We start from the raw sequence: 16,198 nt of genomic DNA, 5'->3' as shown, positions 1-16,198 counted from the left end.
AAAGCGCCGACAGTTCGGCGGATATGCCACTTTGTTCAACCTCGGGGCAGTGCTTAACTGACTTCCTTGGCTGACCCAAAGGAGCCCTCGTCATGAACCTGCATCAGTTCGCCGAAACCCACGAAGTCACCAACCAGCCTCCGTCGCTGGACGGCACCAACCTGTATCGCATCGACTTGCCATTGCAGGAATGGTCGCGGCGGTTCGGGGCTGGTTGGGCCGAGTCGCGGATCGACGCGTACGGCGCACTGGCGGGCGGGCCCTTGATGGAAGCCGGGTTTCTGGCCAACCAGAACAAACCGGTATTCGTCAGCCATGACCGTTATGGTCATCGCATTGATCTGGTGGAGTTCCACCCGGCCTATCACAAATTGATGAGCACAGCGGTCGAGCACGGGCTGACTTCGTTGCCTTGGGCCCATCCGCAGTCGGGTGCGCATGTGGCCCGCGCGTCCATGAGTTATCTGCATAGCCAGGCTGAAGCCGGCAGCGGTTGCCCATTGACCATGACGTTTGCCAGCGTTCCGGCGATGCGCCTGCAACCGGATCTGGCCGAGCAATGGCTGCCGAAAATCCTTTCTACCGAATACGACCCGCGTAACGTCGGCATGGCGCACAAGGCCGGTGTGACCATCGGCATGGCCATGACCGAGAAGCAGGGCGGCACCGACGTGCGTGCCAACACCACCAAGGCGTATCCGGTCGGCGCCAGCGGTCCGGGACAGGCCTACGAACTGGTCGGCCACAAGTGGTTCTGCTCGGCACCGATGTGCGACGCCTTTCTGACCCTGGCGCAGACTGACAAGGGGTTGACCTGTTTCCTGCTGCCGCGCCATCGCCCCGATGACACGCGCAATCAGTTCTACATCCAGCGCCTGAAAAACAAACTGGGTAATTGTTCCAACGCCTCCAGCGAAGTGGAATTTCGTGGTGCGCTGGCGTGGATGGTTGGCGAAGAAGGGCGGGGCGTGCCAACCATCATCGAAATGGTCGCCATGACCCGCTTCGATTGCATGGTCGGCTCCAGTGCATTGATGCGCCAGGCCCTGACCCAGGCCAGTCATCACTGCGCTCACCGCGGCGTCGGCGGCAAGTTGCTCAGCGAACAACCGTTGATGCAAAACGTACTCGCCGATCTGGCGCTGGAAAGCGAAGCCGCCCTGGCCTTGAGCCTGCGCATGGGCAAGGCGCTGGATCATCTGGACGACAGCCAGGAAGCGAAATTCGCCCGACTGGTGACGGCCGTGGGCAAATACTGGATCTGCAAACGCGCCCCCGCGATGATCAACGAAGCCGCCGAATGCATGGGCGGCGCCGGGTACGTCGAAGAAAGCATCCTGCCGCGCCTGTACCGTGAGGCGCCGGTCAATTCGACGTGGGAAGGTTCCGGCAACGTGCAGTGCCTGGATGTACTTCGAGCGCTGTCGAAAGAGCCGGGTGTGCTCGACGTGCTATTCAGCGAGTTGGGCGATGGCCATGGTGACAAACGCCTGGCCGCGCACATCAGCCAGTTGCAGGCGGCGTTCAAGGATACCAGCGACATTCAGTACCGCGCGCGGCAGTTGACCGAAGACATTGCGTTGGGGCTTCAGGCGAAGCTATTGCTGGAGGCGGGGAATGCGGCGGTCAGTGATGCGTTTATCACCAGTCGACTGGGATCAGCGGGGCGGGTGTATGGCGCGTTGCCGCGTGGGCTGGATGTGGAAGCGATTGTCACCCGGTCGACTCCACTTATGTGAGCGACTCCGGATCCCTGTGGGAGCGAGCAGGCTCGCTCCCACATTGGATCCGCGCTGGACTTGGCATTTGTGTAGCCGCCACTGTTCCCGTGAAGCGACGATGCAGGCAAGATGAAGGTCTGCAAGTCAGAACACAGGATGCTGATCGTGACCGAAGCTTTTATTGTCGTTCAAACCGCCGAGCAAGCCGTGGACCAGCTTGCGCACTTGCACAATCGTGCAACCACCGCGCTGAATCAGGCGCTCAAGCGTTACCTCAAGGATCGTGTCGAGCCGGACGCCGAACAGCGTGCGATGTTTCGTTATCCCGAACTGCGCCTGACCTATCACTGTCAGGGCGAAGTCCCGCAGACCACGCGCGCCTACGCCAAGGTTCAACTGCCGGGGACCTACAGTGTCACCGTCACCCATCCGGCCGCTTTCCGTAAATACCTGCTGGAACAACTCGTGCCGTTGATGCACGACTTCACCGTGACCGTCGAAGTCGGCATCAGTCAGCAAAACATTCCTTATCCGTATGTGGTCGAGCAGGGCGATGAACTGGCCGGCTCCGGTGTGACCGCTGCCGTGCTGGCGCGAGTATTCCCGAGTACCGATTTGTCCGCCGCGACGGATGGCATTGCCGATGGCTTGTACGATTGGGAAAACACCGACCCGCTGCCACTGGCGCTGTTCGATGCGGCGCGCGTGGACTTTTCCCTGCGCCGACTGGTGCATTACACCGGCAGTGACTGGCGTCATGTGCAGCCTTGGATTCTGTTGACCAACTACCACCGCTACGTGGACCAGTTCATCGTCCATGGTCTGGAGCAATTGCGCAGCGACCCGCGTTTTGTGCGCATGGTCTTGCCGGGCAACGTGATCATCGAAAAGAGCATGGATCACGGCGAAGCATCGGCGATTGCGGCGGGCGTGGTCTGGCACCGTTACCAGATGCCGGCCTATCACCTGATCGCCAGCGATGGCCACGGCGTGACCCTGGTGAACATCGGCGTCGGCCCGTCCAACGCCAAGAACATCACCGACCACTTGGCGGTGCTGCGTCCGCATTGCTGGCTGATGATCGGGCACTGCGGCGGCTTGCGTCAGTCGCAGACCATTGGCGACTACGTACTGGCGCACGCTTACATGCGCCGCGACGGGATTCTCGACCGGGTCGTGCCACCGAACATTCCGATTCCGGCCCTGGCTGAAGTGCAGATGGCGTTGCAACAAGCGGCGGCCAACATCACCGGCGAAAAGGGCGATGAGCTGAAAAAACGCCTGCGCACCGGCACCGTGCTGACTTACGACGACCGCAACTGGGAATTGCGTTGGGCCCAGGAACGTCCGTTGATCAACCTGTCTCGCGCTGTAGCGGTGGACATGGAAAGCGGCACCATCGCCGCCCAAGGCTATCGTTTGCGTGTGCCCTACGGCACATTGCTGTGTGTCTCGGACAAACCGTTGCACAGTGAAATCAAACTGCCGGGATCGGCCAACGCCTTCTATGAGCGTGCAGTCAGCCAGCACTTGAAGATCGGCATCGAGGCAGTGGACCTTTTGCGCACCGAACTCAACTCGCTGCACTCGCGCAAACTGCGCAGCTTCGACGAGCCACCATTTCGCTGACAGACATGGTCATTTAGCGGTCAGGGAACTAGCATTAGCAGCCCTGACCGTTAGATGTTTCTTTCCCCATGTCCCGTCCACAACGTCCCGTTTCTCGCCGCCCTGGCGCGAAGCCTGCGCCATCCTCCTCAGCCCCGCGCCGTGTCGCCAAAGCGCCGCCGGCCGAGCCGAAGCTGATCCTTTTCAATAAACCGTTCGACGTGCTGACCCAATTCAGTGACGGCGAAGGGCGCGCGACGCTCAAGGATTACATCGACATCCCGGGGATTTACCCGGCAGGACGGCTGGACCGTGACAGCGAAGGTTTGCTGCTGTTGACCAACGATGGTCAGCTCCAGGCGCGGATTGCCGACCCGAAACACAAACTGGCCAAGACCTATTGGGTGCAAGTGGAAGGTGAGCCGAGTGCCGAGCAATTGCAGCGGTTGCGCGAGGGTGTCGAACTGAACGACGGGATGACCTTGCCGGCCGAGGCGCGCCAGCTTGAAGAGCCGGAACTGTGGCCCCGCAACCCGCCCGTGCGCTTTCGCAAAAGCGTGCCGACGAGCTGGCTGGAGCTGGTGATTCGCGAAGGGCGAAACCGTCAGGTGCGGCGCATGACGGCGGCGGTCGGCTTGCCGACGTTGCGGCTGGTGCGGGTCAGAATCGGCGACTGGACAATCGACGGGCTCGATCAGGGTCAGTGGAAAGAAGTGCCGGCGCGTTTATAACGTGCCGGACTCGATCAGGCCGATCACTACGCTCTTGATGATGAACGCGGCCACGCCCAGGCCCAGGACAAAGAACAGAATGAGCGAGCCAAAGCGCCCGGCCTTGGACTTCTTCGCCAGATCCCAGACGATGAAACCCATGAAAATGATCAGGATGCTGACAAGGCCAGTCATCATCCACTCTTCAAATACTGCAGGATCCATCGAACATCTCCAGCGTAGGCGAGACTAAAAGGCGCTGGAGTATACGCCACTGAGAATTGGCGGAGCATTGACCTGCGTCGGTGTGTCGCAGTCATTCGTCGCCTGTGCCGGTCTCTTCACGGGCAAGCCCACAGGTTTTGCGTCTGACACAAAACCTTGTGGGAGCGGGCTTGCCCGCGATGGCGTCCTCAGCTGCGCAGATGAGTCAGCGGCAACTCGGTACTGTTGAGCACCTGGTTCAACACAAAACTCGACCGCACGCTGGTCACCCCTTCAATCCGGGTCAGGTGCCCCAGCAGCAGTTTCTGGTAGTGATCCATGTCCGGTACCACCACCTTCAACTGATAGTCGGCATCCATCCCCGTTACCAGGCTGCATTCCAGCACTTGCGGCAAAGTCCGAATCGCCGCTTCGAAGTTCTCGAATCGTTCCGGCGTGTGCCGGTCCATGCCGATCAGCACGTAAGCCGTCAGGCTCAGACCGAGCATCTTGCGGTCCAGCAGGGCGACCTGGCGGGATATGTAGCCATCGTCCTCCAGTTGCTTGACCCGGCGCGAGCATGGCGAAGGCGACAGGCCGATGCGTTCGGCCAGTTCCTGGTTGGAGATGCGCGCATCACGCTGCAATTCCGCCAAAATGCTCAAGTCGTATCGGTCGAGTTTGCTCATCAATCAGTCCCTTGTCGTAACTATTGCGGCAGATTATCTATCCAGGGTTAAAAATTGCGCAAGTGGTGTTTAATTAAGCAATCTTCGCAATCCTCTGCCGGCGCCTCAGGCCTATTCTTATCACCAGAATCACTGCTCGGACAAACAGTCCACAGCGGCTCGCCCAATCAGGCCAGCCGCGGCCGCCACCCCCACCGGGGATGTGCCGGCCCCCGAGCTGCACACTGTCCACAAGACGGCGTGAGGTGAGCCGACGTCAAAAGCGTCGAGCACGGACGAAGTTCTCAAAGGGAGGCCGACGGGTCTCCCTTTTCTTTTTCCCGCCAGTTATGTTCCGCCCTCAATAAATAAGTTTCGCGACTGATAACCTGTTGCAGAACCGGCCTGTGCTTTTCCAGTCTTACGTACAGGCTCCAACCCGCAGTGAGGAAGAGCATGAAGTCGCGCATCTGGCGTTTGGCCGGTGTTGGTTTGTTGTGTGTCAGTTTCACTGCGCAATCGCTGGCCGATGATCAACAAAACCGTGGGCCCGATGGTGGCAATAATCCGCCGTATCCGCAGAACAACGACGTCAATCGTGGCGAACACAACCGCCATTTCGAGCACAACGGCCAGAATCAGAACAATGGCCAGTGGCAGAGCCGGCCGCAGCCCGACTTCAACAATCCGGTTCGATCGCCGCCGCCCCCGCCACAACTGCCGGCCAATGACCTGCCGATCCAGCCCCGGCCCGACACCGTGCGCCAGACCCAGCCGCCGCAGCGTGGTTACTATCAGGACGTGCCGCGACGCAATGACAACAACCCGCACTGGAACGGCTATATCGGTGCGCCAACCAATGACAATCAATGGCAGGGGCGCCCGAGTGGCCACGGTAATGGTTGGGGACCCGGCCCGCAATATCGCCCCGGACACGTGATCGACCGCTTCCCGGATCGTGAGTACCGCGTGCCTTACCGTGGCCTGGATTATTTCTACTCCGGTGGTTACTGGTATCGCCCGCTGGGCCCACGCTATGTGGTGGTTGAACCACCACGCGGGATTCGCGTCAGCTATTTGCCGGAGTACGCGGAGCAGGTGTTGATCGGCGGGTCGGTGCTGTTCCTGGCGGCGGGCTCGTATTACGCCTATGAGGAGAGCACCCGGGATTACGTCGTGGTCGAGCCACCGGTTGGCACCTTTCAACCGCAACAGCAGCCGCAAGTCGCCAGCAACGGATATGACGTAGAGGCGTATCCAGCCAATGGGCAGTCGGCAGAGCAGGTCAATCAGGATGGTTACGAGTGCTATCAATACGCGGTGCAGCAGAGTGGTTTCGACCCGCGAACCGCAACCTATCAACCGGACCCGTCGGTGGTTCAAACCTATCGCCAGGCTCAGGGCAACTGCCTGAGCAGTCGCGGTTATCAGGTTCAGTAGCAGATATAAGCTTCAAGCTTCAAGCTTCAAGCTTAAGGCTTGTAGCTCGAAGCTGCTTTCATAGGATCGGCGTGCACCAGCACTTCGGCTCGCGGGTAGGCGGCGTGAATCGCATCGGCGGCCTGATCGCTGATGCCATGGGCGACTGACAAGGTCAAATCCCCCGGCAGTTCCAGGTGCAATTGCACGAACCACTGGCTGCCGGAAACTCGCGTGCGCAGATCATGCGCACCCAAAACCCCTGGCACACTGCACGCCAATTCAAGCATGTGCTGACTGACGTCCGGCGGCAGCTCCTCATCCATCAACACCGTAAAACTTTCCCGGGCGATCTGGATCGCGCTCCAAAGAATGTACGCGGCAATCCCCAGACCGAACCAGGGGTCGACCCGATGCCAGCCAAACCCGGCCAGCACTAGCGCCACCAGAATGCTGCCGTTGAGCAGCATGTCCGAGCGGTAGTGCAACGAGTCGGCGCGCACCGCGTTGGAGCCCGTTGCCTTGACGACGCGATGTTGCAAAACCAGCAACGCCAGCGTCAGCGCCAGGGACATCACAATCACGCCGATGCTGATCCACGGCGCACCCACCGGTTCCGGATGTTGTAGCCGTTCAAACGCCTGCCAGGCAATCAACACCGCGCTGCCACCAATGAACAACGCCTGGGCCATGCCCGCCAGCGACTCGGCCTTGCCATGCCCGTAACGGTGATCGTCATCGGCCGGGCGCAAGGCGTATTGCACTGCCAGCAGGTTGAGCAGTGACGCGATGCCGTCGAGCGCCGAGTCGGTCAACCCGGCGAGCATGCTCACCGAACCGCTCAACCACCACGCAATACCTTTGGCGACAATCAGCGTACACGCCACTGCCACCGAGGCACGGGTCGCCAGCCGCAGCAGGCGGGCGTGTTCGGAGCTGGAAATCATAAGTGCGGCGGTTCCTTTTGGTTTACGCGGCGGGTTGCAGGCCGAACATCGCCAGTTGCTGGGCGCTGCCCTTGTGTTGAATCAGGCGTGGGTCGTCCAGCGGGAAGCTGCGGCCCAGTTCCGTTTCGAGAATAGTCTGCAACTTGTGGTTATCGACCTTGCCGTCGGCGCCGATTGCTTCCTTGAGTTTTTCCGGGGCTACCTGAGCGGTCTTGCCTGGCTCCAGATAAATCGCGCCGGTGGCGAAGTCGACCGCAAAAGCGATCAGGCCGGGGATGATGTAGAACAGCAGGCCCACGGCATCCAGTGCCGCAACGACCGGGTCGATCTTGCCGTCGATCTGCCCTCGGCGGTCGGGGTAGAAAATCGAGCCGCAAGCCGTAACCTGGGTCAGCAGGGTGGCGACCAATACACCGCCAATCAGGCGAAAGGGAACACGCATATGAAATCTCCTGGGTAATTTCAAAACGAAAAGGCGTCGATATGAATTAGGACCCTGACGAACGCCCGGCAGTTCGTCGTTATACTCGCCGCTCTGTTTGGGAGCCAGCATGATTTCTTTGCCGATTGATGAAGTTTTACCCGCCCTGCGTGAAGCCTTGGCGACACGCCACGAAGCCGTGCTCGAAGCACCGCCTGGCGCCGGTAAAACCACCCGCGTACCTTTGGCCTTGCTCAACGAGACCTGGCTGGCCGGGCAGACCATTCTGATGCTTGAACCGCGCCGGTTGGCAGCACGGGCGGCGGCGGAGCGTCTAGCCAGTGAATTGGGCGAGAAGGTCGGTGAAACCGTCGGCTATCGGATTCGGCTGGACAGCAAGGTCGGGCCCAACACACGTATTGAAGTGGTTACCGAAGGCATTCTCACGCGCCGTTTGCAGGATGACCCGGCACTGGAAGGCGTTGGTCTGCTGATCTTCGACGAATTCCACGAGCGCAGCCTCGACGCCGATCTGGCGTTGGCCCTGAGCCTGAACGGCCGGGAGCTGTTTCGCGACGATCAGCCACTGAAAATTCTTTTGATGTCGGCGACTCTGGAAGGCGAACGCCTGGCCGGGTTGCTCGACGATGCCCCGATTCTACGCAGTGAAGGCCGGATGTACCCGGTGGCAATGCGCTGGGGCCGGCCATTTCAGGCTGGTGAATTTATCGAGCCACGGCTGGTGCAGACCATCCTTGAGGCGTTGAACGACGAAACCGGCAGCGTATTGGTATTCCTGCCGGGACAAGCGGAAATCCGTCGCGTGCATCAACAACTGGCCGATGCGCTGGGCGATAGCCCGCAGGTGCTGCTCTGTCCGTTGCACGGTGATCTGGACCTCAATGCCCAACGCGCGGCGATTGATCCGGCACCGGCGGGCAAGCGCAAAGTGGTGCTGGCGACCAACATCGCCGAGACCAGCCTGACCATTGACGGCGTGCGCGTGGTGATCGATGCCGGGCTGGCGCGGGTGCCGCGTTTCGACCCCGGCAGCGGCATGACCCGTCTCGACACCCAGCGTATCTCCAAGGCCAGCGCTACCCAGCGTGCGGGGCGGGCAGGGCGCCTGGAGCCGGGCGTGTGTTATCGCTTGTGGTCGCAGGATCAGCACGAGCAACTGGCGGCCTACGGCAGTGCGGAAATTCTCTCGGCTGACCTTGCAGGTCTGGCGTTGCAACTCGGGCGTTGGGGCGTGACACCGGGTCAGTTGGTCTGGCTGGATGTACCTCCCGCCGCCGCTTATGCACAAGCGCAGGACTTGCTGGATCGGCTGGGTGCATTGGAGGGCGAAGCGCTGACCCGCCATGGCCAGGCCATGGCCGAACTGCCGGCACATCCGCGCATCGCGCATTTGTTGTTGCGCGGCCAGGCACTCGGTTTGGCTGACATGGCCTGCGATGTCGCGGCGTTGCTCGGTGAGCGGGATATTTTGCGCGGTGCCGGCGCCGATTTACACAGCCGCCTGGTGCTGCTGTCCGGCGAAGAACGCGCCGCGCGGGGTGCTCAGGGCGGTGTGCAACGGGCCCGGCAACTGGCACGGCAGTATCGCGGTTATCTGCGCGCAAAAGCCTCGGAGCCGGTCAGCGACCCCGATCATCCGCGCTGGCTCGGCGCGCTGCTGGCGCTGGCCTATCCCGACCGCGTTGCCCAGCAACGCCGTGCAGGTGGTGCGGAATATCGCTTGGCCAACGGGCGCGCGGCGTTGTTCGCCGAGGCTGACAGCCTGATGAAACAGGCGTGGCTGGTGATTGCCGACCTTAGCAGTCGTCAGGGCCAGCGCGAGGAACGGATTTATCTGGCGGCGGAATTCGATCCGGAGCTGTTCGATTCAGTGTTGGCCGAGCAGGTGCGTTGCGTCGATCAACTGGATTGGGATGAGCGCGAAGGCGTGTTGCGCGCCGAGCGTCAGCGCAAGGTTGGCGAGTTGATAATCAGCCGCGAACCACTGACCGGCCTCGACGAAACCGCGCGCAGTCAGGCACTGGTCAATCTGGTGCGGCGCAAAGGCCTGGAGTTGTTGCCGTGGACCCCGGAGCTGCGTCAGTGGCAGGCGCGGGTTGCCTTGTTGCGTCAGTTGGATATAGCCGGCAAGGGCGAGAGCGAGTGGCCGGATGTCAGCGACACCGCGTTGCTCAAAAGCCTCGAACAGTGGCTGATGCCGTATCTGGGCAAAGTTTCGCGGCTCAGTCATTTTGCCAATCTGGACCTGTCGAGCATCGTCCACAACCTGCTGCCGTGGCCGCTGCCCCAACGGCTCGATGAGCTGGCACCGCATCATTTGAGCGTGCCGTCAGGTTCATCGATTCGTCTGGATTACAGCGAGCAGCCGCCCATTCTCGCGGTGCGCTTGCAGGAATTGTTTGGCCTGGCCGAGACCCCGCGCATTGCTGGTGGGCGGCAAGTGGTGAAGCTGCATCTGCTGTCTCCGGCGCGGCGGCCGGTGCAGGTGACTCAGGATCTGGCGAACTTCTGGCGCAGCACCTACGCCGAGGTCAAGAAAGATTTGAAGGGCCGTTACCCGAAACATTACTGGCCGGATGATCCATTGGTAGCTGAAGCGACTGCGCGGATCAAACCGCGTAAATAGTCCCTCAATAATTGCGAAGAACCCTGTGGGAGCAAGCCAGCTCCCACAAGTTTTTGCATTGTCAGTTGGCCGGCAACAGGAACCGCGCAATGACGGGAAGGTGGTCGGAGATGCGCAAGGTATCGTCCTGCCTGACCAGCGCCTCGACCCGTTTGATGCGTGGGCTGTAGAACAGATAGTCGACGGTCCGGTCCGGGCCGTTCAGGCCAGGATCGTTCGGGTAGTGGGTCAGCCAGCGCGCGCGGTCGATTCCGCCGGCTTCGTTGTTGGTCGGGATCATCGGGTATTTGTCCCACAACACATGCAAGGCGCTGTCGGCGGAATAGGGTGTGCGCTGCTCGCTGGGCAGGCGTTGGTATTGCCCCAGCGGCAACAGGTTGAAATCGCCGCCGAGCAGCCACGGCGTGCCGCTACTTTCGAGTTTGTCGAGCTCCCTGGCCACGGCCGAGACTTGCGCTTGCAGGGTCTCGTCAGGTTGGGTTACGCGATCCAGGTGGGTGTTGAACACGGCAATCTGGCCGCCGTCGCTCAACGGCAGGTAGGTCACCAGCAAGGCATTTTTCGCTTGGAACTGACGGCTGATCAGGTTGGCGGTCGCGAGCGGCAATTGCAGGCGCTGGGCTTGTTCGATCTTGAAGCGGCTGAGGGTTGCCAGTTGCCGGCCAACGCTGCCGAAGATGTGCGGATCCGGGATGAAGTCAGCCTTCCAGTCGAAGGCGTGGGCGCTGCATGGGTACAGGTCGGCGACCCGTTCCTGCAGCAGTTTGAGCTGGTTCTGGTAATCACTGGCCTTGGCGCCGTCGTCGAGCTCCTGCAACAGCACAACGTCCGGTTGCTCGTCGCGAATCACCCGCGCCACTTCATCGAGGCTGAAGGCCATGTCTTCGGGGGTGGGGGAGTCGTCGGTGCCGGAAGCCAGGTCATTCCAGAACACGTAGCGCTTGCCCGCCAGGTACTGGACGTTCCAGGTCATCACCTTCAGCGCCTGGCCGGGAACCAGGGGTGGCGCCGGGGTACTGCAACTGACCGGCAGCACTTCCCGGGCTTCGGGGCGCCAGGTCCAGTTGTAAATCATCAGGCCGGTCAGGCCGATCACGATCAACAATCCCAGCAAGGTGTAGCGCAGCAGTCGGGTCATGGCTCGGCTTATAGCGTTACGGAAATTGACCCTGAGCATAACCGAGTGACGGGTGGTCACCCAAGGTCAGAGTGGCCCATCGATTTTTTCAGGGACCTCGCTGATCAGCATGAACAGGCGAAACAGCACCACGCTGGTGAACAGTTGCAGGAAGCTGTGGGCACTGTCGATCAGTAGCGAGATCACCGGGTTCTGCGGCTCGGGGTAGACCGCCAGCGTTGCGCCCTTGAGCAGCCACAACGGCCCCATCACGCACAAAATGCACACCAGGATGCGCATGAAATGTCCACGGGTCAGGCGCAGGCTTTCCTTCATCGCCGCCAACGGAGCCAGGCCTCGCAGCACCAGCAGGTATTCGCCGAACGCCAGGGTCACCATCAGATAGATACCGGGCAGGAAATACAGCGACAGGCCGAGCAGGATCAGCAGGGTGTTCAGGGCGGTCAGCAGGGCGAAGCGCGGCCACAGGTAAGCGGCTCTCGACAGCAACGCGCGATTGCCCGGCGATTCGCCACGACTGCGAGCGTCGAGAAACAGAATCAGGGCGGCGGTGTACAGCGGATAAACCAGCAAGCCGACGATCACACTGACGCCGGGAAAACTGTCCGGCTCGGTGGAGTGGTCGACCACTTGTTGCAGCAGCGACTCGAAGATCACCAGCGGCAGGCACAGCTGCACGATCTGGCGCAGATTGCGCTTGAAGAAATACAGGGAGTCACGCAGTACATCTAACGGATTCATCAGTCGGTATCGCAGGTTGGAAGCAGTGGCCCACTTTAACCGATGAAACCCTTTTGGGCGCAAACGTAAACGTTCGGTAAAGCTCATTGAAACATCCTGCACTCGCCTCCATTACCGATGAGCACCTTTTCCGCAGTGGAGAAGGGCGACGATTTCCCCGGCAATCTACGAGGTCGCCATGAACAGCGAAGAACAAACCCTGATCGATGGACTGTTTTCCCGGCTACAGCAGGCCGAAACGGATTCAGCCCCGCGCGACGCCCAGGCTGAGGCGCGGATCAAGGAACACCTGACTCGCCAGCCTGCGGCCGGCTATTTCATGACCCAGGCGATTCTGGTTCAGGAAGTCGCCCTCAAGAGTCTCGACGAGCAGAACAAACAACTGACCCGGCAGGTGCAGCAATTGCAGGCCGAACTGCAATCGGCCAAGGCTCAGGCAGCGGCACCGGCGCCGAGCGGTGGTGGCTTTTTGTCGAGCATCTTCGGGGGCAGTGCCCGCGATCCGCAGCCAGCTCCAACCCAGAGTGCAGTGTCGTCCACGGGCGGCTGGCGTGAGCCGGCGCGGCCGTCGTTCAATTCGCAATCGCCACAGCAAAACTTCGGCGCAGCACCGCCTCAACAAAATTACATCCCGCAACAGCAGGCTCCGGCGGGGGGCAACAGTTTTCTCGGTGGTGCGCTGAAGACCGCGGCCGGTGTGGCGGGTGGCGTGATGCTGGCACAAGGTATCAGCAGCCTGTTCCATCAAAACCAGCAGCCGGAAGTGGCTGAAGTGATCAAGGAAGAGCCGGCTCAGGTCAGCGATCAGAGCGATAGCGGTAATGGCTGGGGCGACGACCAGCGCCTGGCTGACAACTCCAGCAATCAGGGCGACTTTGCCGACACTGATTACAGTGATGACGACTCATCGTTCTTCGGCGGCGACGACGATTCCTTCGTCTGACACGCCATTCGTCCGGGGCACAACCGTGCCCCAGGCCGATTATTCGCGGAACAATCCTTCGGGCTGGCATACTGGGCAACTTTTCGGGCCCGGTGCCTGATCTCGCCTGCGCGCCTGTGCGCCAAGAGGAAGTCCGCGGTGAAAAAAATCGCAGTGTTCGCCGATGTTCAAAACCTCTATTACACCGTGCGTCAGGCCTATGGTTGCCATTTCAACTACGCCGCGTTGTGGGCCGATATCAGCAAGCAGGGCGAGATCGTCGAGGCCTATGCCTACGCGATCGATCGTGGTGACAGCAAACAGCAGCAGTTTCAGCAGATCCTGCGCAATCTCGGCTTCACCGTGAAGCTCAAACCCTACATCCAGCGCAGTGACGGTTCGGCCAAGGGCGACTGGGATGTGGGCATCACCCTCGACATCATGGACGCCGCCGATCATGTTGACGAAGTGGTGCTGGCCTCCGGCGATGGTGATTTTGACATGCTGCTGGAGCGCATCATCAGTAAACACGGCGTGCAAGCGGTGGCCTACGGCGTGCCGGGCCTGACCGCCAATTCGCTGATCCGCGCCGCCAGCCGTTACGTGCCCATCGAAGGCGCGTTGCTGCTCAAGAATTGACTTTTACGGAGTTGAAACAGGTTTGGAACGCATAGCAGTCATCGACTTTGAAACCACCGGGATCTCCCCGAGCAGCAGCTGCCGGGCCACGGAAATTGCCGTGGTGATTCTTGAACAGGGGCGCATCGTCGAGCGTTACCAAAGCCTGATGAATGCCGGCGTGCGCGTCCCGGCTTTCATCGAGCAACTGACCGGCATCAGCAACGCCATGCTGCGCACCGCGCCGTCGGCCGAGCAAGTGATGAACGAGGTCAACGAGTTTGTCGGCATCACGCCGCTGCTGGCGCACAACGCGGCGTTCGACCAGAAGTTCTGGGACTTTGAGCTGGGGCGGATCAAGCGCACGCGGTTGCAGAACTTTGCATGCTCACTGCTATTGGCCCGTCGGCTAATGCCGGCTGCGCCGAATCACAAACTCGGCACCCTCACCACCTTCGCCAACTTGCCCGATACCGGCAAGGCTCACCGGGCCATGGCCGATGCCGAAATGGCCGCCAACCTGACGGCGCATCTGGCGCAAGAGCTGCGGAGCAAGCATGGGTTGCGCGAGTTGTCCCATGATTTGCTGTGCAGCTTGCAGAAAGTGCCGGCGGCGAAGATCAATGAACATCTCAAGCGCCATCGCGGGTTCTAAAACCACCGCCAATCCCCTGTAGGAGCGAGCCTGCTTGGAGTGTCAGTCGACATCAATGTTGAATGGTAAATCGCTTCGCGAGCAGGCTCGCTCCCACAGGGTCGGTGTCTGACGTTGTTCTTGTGTTTAACCACGCCTCAAATTCGATGATTGCTCCTACCAAATATTAGGAATTTGTCCGTCTTGCCCCGTACCTGCGGCATCGATAACCTCTGGGACGTCGCTGCCAATTCAGCGACCGGGCCTGCAAGCTCGTCGAGGTTTGGTAGATAACTACAGTCGCACCTATAATCGCGTCGCTTTACTTGGCGACCATCGATTTATGGTGGCTGTGTACGGGGTGACCTTTGGGTCTGCCGGGGTTATCTATCGACTCGGTCTTGCAGACTCGTACACAGCTGCCACCCATCACCTGCAAGTGATGCTGGTATCTCCAACTTTTCGATGGATTATTCGCCATGATCAAAGTTACCCCCAATCCCCCTGAAGATTCTGCGCAATCAGTTGCGAGCGCAGCTCACTTCACCCCCAAAACATTCATCCGCCATCACATCCAGCTGCGCGCACTTTTATTGCACGCAGAACCTTGGTTCTGTGCCCGCGATATCGGCCGGTTGATGGGAGTAGATATAAACGGCAGACAGGCGCTCAAGCTCGATGCGGATCAGCGGCGGGTGATGAGTTTGTCCGGAAGCGATGACGCGCAAGAGACCTTGATGCTCAGCGAGTCAGGCGTGTACGCGATGTTGGTCTATCACTACTGCCCGGAAAACCGCCATTTACGACGTTGGCTGACACACGACGTGGTGCCGATGTTGCGGGAAGATACGGGGTCCATTTCGAATCAAGCACCGCATATGCGGGCGATGGAATGGGCGGGCGGAACGCTGCGGCTGCTGCATTGGCGCAAAGAACCTTGGGTGCGCCTGCGGGATATGCCGGGTTTGTTGTCTGCAAATTACAGCGGCGTCTAACAGATCGCTTCGCGGGCAAGCCCGCTCCCACAGGAATTAGGTGACACCTGTGGGGACGGGATGTTGGCAATCTCACCGGCCATGAAGGATGCTGAAATGGCCGCCAACCTCACCGCGCATCTGGCGCGGGAATTGCGACACAAGCATGGGTTGGAGCTGTGGGAGTTCAGCTGTCTTCCGATAAGCCCAAAAATAAGTCATCAAGACAGTTGCTCCCACATTTGATCTCCTGCAGCTTTAAATCGTCTTGCCGTTGCCTTCGATGTGCCCCAACGGTACGCGTTTTTCTATTGCGCTCGAAAGCACAATCGACGTCTTGCTGAACCCGAACTTGGCAATCCGGTTAATCAACTCTTCCAGCTCCGGCATCGAACCCACCGCCGCTTGCATGATCACGCACGGATCGCCCGTGACCCGGTGGCACTCGGTCAATTGCGGGATTTTGATCAAGTCGTCGTAAGCCTTTTGATTGCCATGCTGGTTCAGGCGCAGTTCGATCACGCACTGGATCGGCAGCCCAAGCTTGGCCATGTCGACTTTCGCCTGGTAACCGGTAATCACACCACTGGCTTCCAGTTTGGCCACGCGCTCGGCCACGGCCGGGGCGGACAGGTTGACCTTGCGCGCCAGGTCGGCGTAAGACGCACGGCCGTTGTCCAGCAGGGCGCCGAGGAGCATGCGGTCGTATTTATCCATCGTCGTACACCTGGAAAATGACTGACTTTCGAAAGCACGGTTTATAACGCCGAACTCCGTGTTTTGAAAAGTGTACCGGCGCTATAAACAGGTTTTGTAACTTATTTTT

General features: G+C 60.2%; 16 protein-coding genes. 9 read left to right on the top strand and 7 right to left on the bottom strand.

Features of this window, described 5'->3' with window-relative positions; genetic code table 11:
• Positions 1-92: 92 nt before the first annotated feature.
• From PMI22_RS11785 to PMI22_RS11795, 3 genes are all read left to right on the top strand, one after another.
• Positions 93-1,739, top strand: a complete 1,647-nt coding sequence (locus PMI22_RS11785; protein ID WP_007946641.1) for an acyl-CoA dehydrogenase family protein — start codon at positions 93-95, stop codon at positions 1,737-1,739.
• A gap of 111 nt (positions 1,740-1,850) precedes the next feature.
• On the top strand, positions 1,851-3,350 hold the full coding sequence (gene amn / locus PMI22_RS11790; protein WP_177323432.1) for an AMP nucleosidase: 1,500 nt from the start codon (positions 1,851-1,853) through the stop codon (positions 3,348-3,350).
• 68 nt (positions 3,351-3,418) lie between these two features.
• Positions 3,419-4,060, top strand: coding sequence for a pseudouridine synthase (locus PMI22_RS11795; protein WP_007946639.1), 642 nt, complete (start codon positions 3,419-3,421; stop codon positions 4,058-4,060).
• Here the strand turns inward: PMI22_RS11795 and PMI22_RS11800 are convergent.
• Both PMI22_RS11800 and PMI22_RS11805 read right to left on the bottom strand, forming a co-directional pair.
• Positions 4,055-4,264 (bottom strand): DUF2788 domain-containing protein, encoded by a 210-nt coding sequence (locus PMI22_RS11800; protein ID WP_007946638.1) that lies wholly within the window; start codon positions 4,262-4,264, stop codon positions 4,055-4,057. The two genes, PMI22_RS11795 and PMI22_RS11800, sit on opposite strands and share 6 nt — an antisense overlap.
• A gap of 188 nt (positions 4,265-4,452) precedes the next feature.
• Entirely contained in the window at positions 4,453-4,932 is a 480-nt protein-coding gene (locus tag PMI22_RS11805) for an Lrp/AsnC family transcriptional regulator (protein ID WP_007937367.1), read from the bottom strand.
• A gap of 435 nt (positions 4,933-5,367) precedes the next feature.
• On the opposite strand from PMI22_RS11805, the gene PMI22_RS11810 reads away from it, so the two are divergent.
• Positions 5,368-6,351 (top strand): DUF6515 family protein, encoded by a 984-nt coding sequence (locus PMI22_RS11810; protein WP_007946637.1) that lies wholly within the window; start codon positions 5,368-5,370, stop codon positions 6,349-6,351.
• A gap of 32 nt (positions 6,352-6,383) precedes the next feature.
• Here the strand turns inward: PMI22_RS11810 and PMI22_RS11815 are convergent, their stop codons facing one another.
• Together PMI22_RS11815 and PMI22_RS11820 are read right to left on the bottom strand one after the other, a co-directional pair.
• Entirely contained in the window at positions 6,384-7,277 is an 894-nt protein-coding gene (locus PMI22_RS11815; RefSeq protein ID WP_007946636.1) for a cation diffusion facilitator family transporter, read from the bottom strand.
• 22 nt (positions 7,278-7,299) lie between these two features.
• Complete coding sequence (locus PMI22_RS11820) at positions 7,300-7,719, bottom strand: hypothetical protein (RefSeq protein ID WP_007946635.1); 420 nt, start codon at positions 7,717-7,719, stop codon at positions 7,300-7,302.
• Between the two features lie 109 nt (positions 7,720-7,828).
• Here PMI22_RS11820 and hrpB point away from each other — a divergent pair, with 109 nt between their 5' ends.
• Positions 7,829-10,345 (top strand): ATP-dependent helicase HrpB, encoded by a 2,517-nt coding sequence (gene hrpB / locus PMI22_RS11825; protein ID WP_007946634.1) that lies wholly within the window; start codon positions 7,829-7,831, stop codon positions 10,343-10,345.
• Positions 10,346-10,406: 61 nt separating this feature from the next.
• On the opposite strand, the gene PMI22_RS11830 is transcribed toward hrpB, so the two are convergent.
• Both PMI22_RS11830 and PMI22_RS11835 read right to left on the bottom strand, forming a co-directional pair.
• Complete coding sequence (locus tag PMI22_RS11830) at positions 10,407-11,483, bottom strand: endonuclease/exonuclease/phosphatase family protein (protein ID WP_033049345.1); 1,077 nt, start codon at positions 11,481-11,483, stop codon at positions 10,407-10,409.
• 66 nt (positions 11,484-11,549) lie between these two features.
• Positions 11,550-12,224 carry a YciC family protein gene (locus PMI22_RS11835; RefSeq protein ID WP_033049356.1) on the bottom strand — a complete coding sequence of 225 codons (675 nt, stop codon included), beginning with the start codon at positions 12,222-12,224 and terminating at the stop codon, positions 11,550-11,552.
• Positions 12,225-12,402: 178 nt separating this feature from the next.
• Here PMI22_RS11835 and PMI22_RS11840 point away from each other — a divergent pair, with 178 nt between their 5' ends.
• From PMI22_RS11840 to PMI22_RS11855, 4 genes are all read left to right on the top strand, one after another.
• On the top strand, positions 12,403-13,167 hold the full coding sequence (locus PMI22_RS11840) for a DUF2076 domain-containing protein (protein WP_007946631.1): 765 nt from the start codon (positions 12,403-12,405) through the stop codon (positions 13,165-13,167).
• A gap of 138 nt (positions 13,168-13,305) precedes the next feature.
• Positions 13,306-13,785, top strand: coding sequence for a LabA-like NYN domain-containing protein (locus PMI22_RS11845; RefSeq protein ID WP_007946629.1), 480 nt, complete (start codon positions 13,306-13,308; stop codon positions 13,783-13,785).
• Between the two features lie 22 nt (positions 13,786-13,807).
• The gene (locus tag PMI22_RS11850) at positions 13,808-14,419 is read left to right on the top strand and encodes a 3'-5' exonuclease (protein WP_007946628.1); all 612 of its coding nucleotides are present in this window, start codon (positions 13,808-13,810) and stop codon (positions 14,417-14,419) included.
• Positions 14,420-14,877: 458 nt separating this feature from the next.
• Positions 14,878-15,393 (top strand): BRO-N domain-containing protein, encoded by a 516-nt coding sequence (locus tag PMI22_RS11855; protein ID WP_007946627.1) that lies wholly within the window; start codon positions 14,878-14,880, stop codon positions 15,391-15,393.
• Between the two features lie 237 nt (positions 15,394-15,630).
• Here the strand turns inward: PMI22_RS11855 and PMI22_RS11860 are convergent, their stop codons facing one another.
• Entirely contained in the window at positions 15,631-16,089 is a 459-nt protein-coding gene (locus PMI22_RS11860) for an Lrp/AsnC family transcriptional regulator (RefSeq protein WP_007946626.1), read from the bottom strand.
• Positions 16,090-16,198: the final 109 nt, after the last annotated feature.

The sequence above is a fragment of the Pseudomonas sp. GM21 genome, from assembly GCF_000282215.1.
Lineage (GTDB): Bacteria > Pseudomonadota > Gammaproteobacteria > Pseudomonadales > Pseudomonadaceae > Aquipseudomonas.
This window is presented reverse-complemented; position numbering and strand designations above follow the sequence as displayed.

Bases quoted from the DNA above. Each gene is read 5' to 3' on its own strand.
- PMI22_RS11785 (WP_007946641.1), top strand. From the start codon at position 93: ATGAACCTGCATCAGTTCGCCGAAACCCACGAAGTCACCAACCAGCCT.
- amn (WP_177323432.1), top strand. From the start codon at position 1,851: ATGAAGGTCTGCAAGTCAGAACACAGGATGCTGATCGTGACCGAAGCT.
- PMI22_RS11795 (WP_007946639.1), top strand. From the start codon at position 3,419: ATGTCCCGTCCACAACGTCCCGTTTCTCGCCGCCCTGGCGCGAAGCCT.
- PMI22_RS11800 (WP_007946638.1), bottom strand. From the start codon at position 4,264: ATGGATCCTGCAGTATTTGAAGAGTGGATGATGACTGGCCTTGTCAGC.
- PMI22_RS11805 (WP_007937367.1), bottom strand. From the start codon at position 4,932: ATGAGCAAACTCGACCGATACGACTTGAGCATTTTGGCGGAATTGCAG.
- PMI22_RS11810 (WP_007946637.1), top strand. From the start codon at position 5,368: ATGAAGTCGCGCATCTGGCGTTTGGCCGGTGTTGGTTTGTTGTGTGTC.
- PMI22_RS11815 (WP_007946636.1), bottom strand. From the start codon at position 7,277: ATGATTTCCAGCTCCGAACACGCCCGCCTGCTGCGGCTGGCGACCCGT.
- PMI22_RS11820 (WP_007946635.1), bottom strand. From the start codon at position 7,719: ATGCGTGTTCCCTTTCGCCTGATTGGCGGTGTATTGGTCGCCACCCTG.
- hrpB (WP_007946634.1), top strand. From the start codon at position 7,829: ATGATTTCTTTGCCGATTGATGAAGTTTTACCCGCCCTGCGTGAAGCC.
- PMI22_RS11830 (WP_033049345.1), bottom strand. From the start codon at position 11,483: ATGACCCGACTGCTGCGCTACACCTTGCTGGGATTGTTGATCGTGATC.
- PMI22_RS11835 (WP_033049356.1), bottom strand. From the start codon at position 12,224: ATGAATCCGTTAGATGTACTGCGTGACTCCCTGTATTTCTTCAAGCGC.
- PMI22_RS11840 (WP_007946631.1), top strand. From the start codon at position 12,403: ATGAACAGCGAAGAACAAACCCTGATCGATGGACTGTTTTCCCGGCTA.
- PMI22_RS11855 (WP_007946627.1), top strand. From the start codon at position 14,878: ATGATCAAAGTTACCCCCAATCCCCCTGAAGATTCTGCGCAATCAGTT.
- PMI22_RS11860 (WP_007946626.1), bottom strand. From the start codon at position 16,089: ATGGATAAATACGACCGCATGCTCCTCGGCGCCCTGCTGGACAACGGC.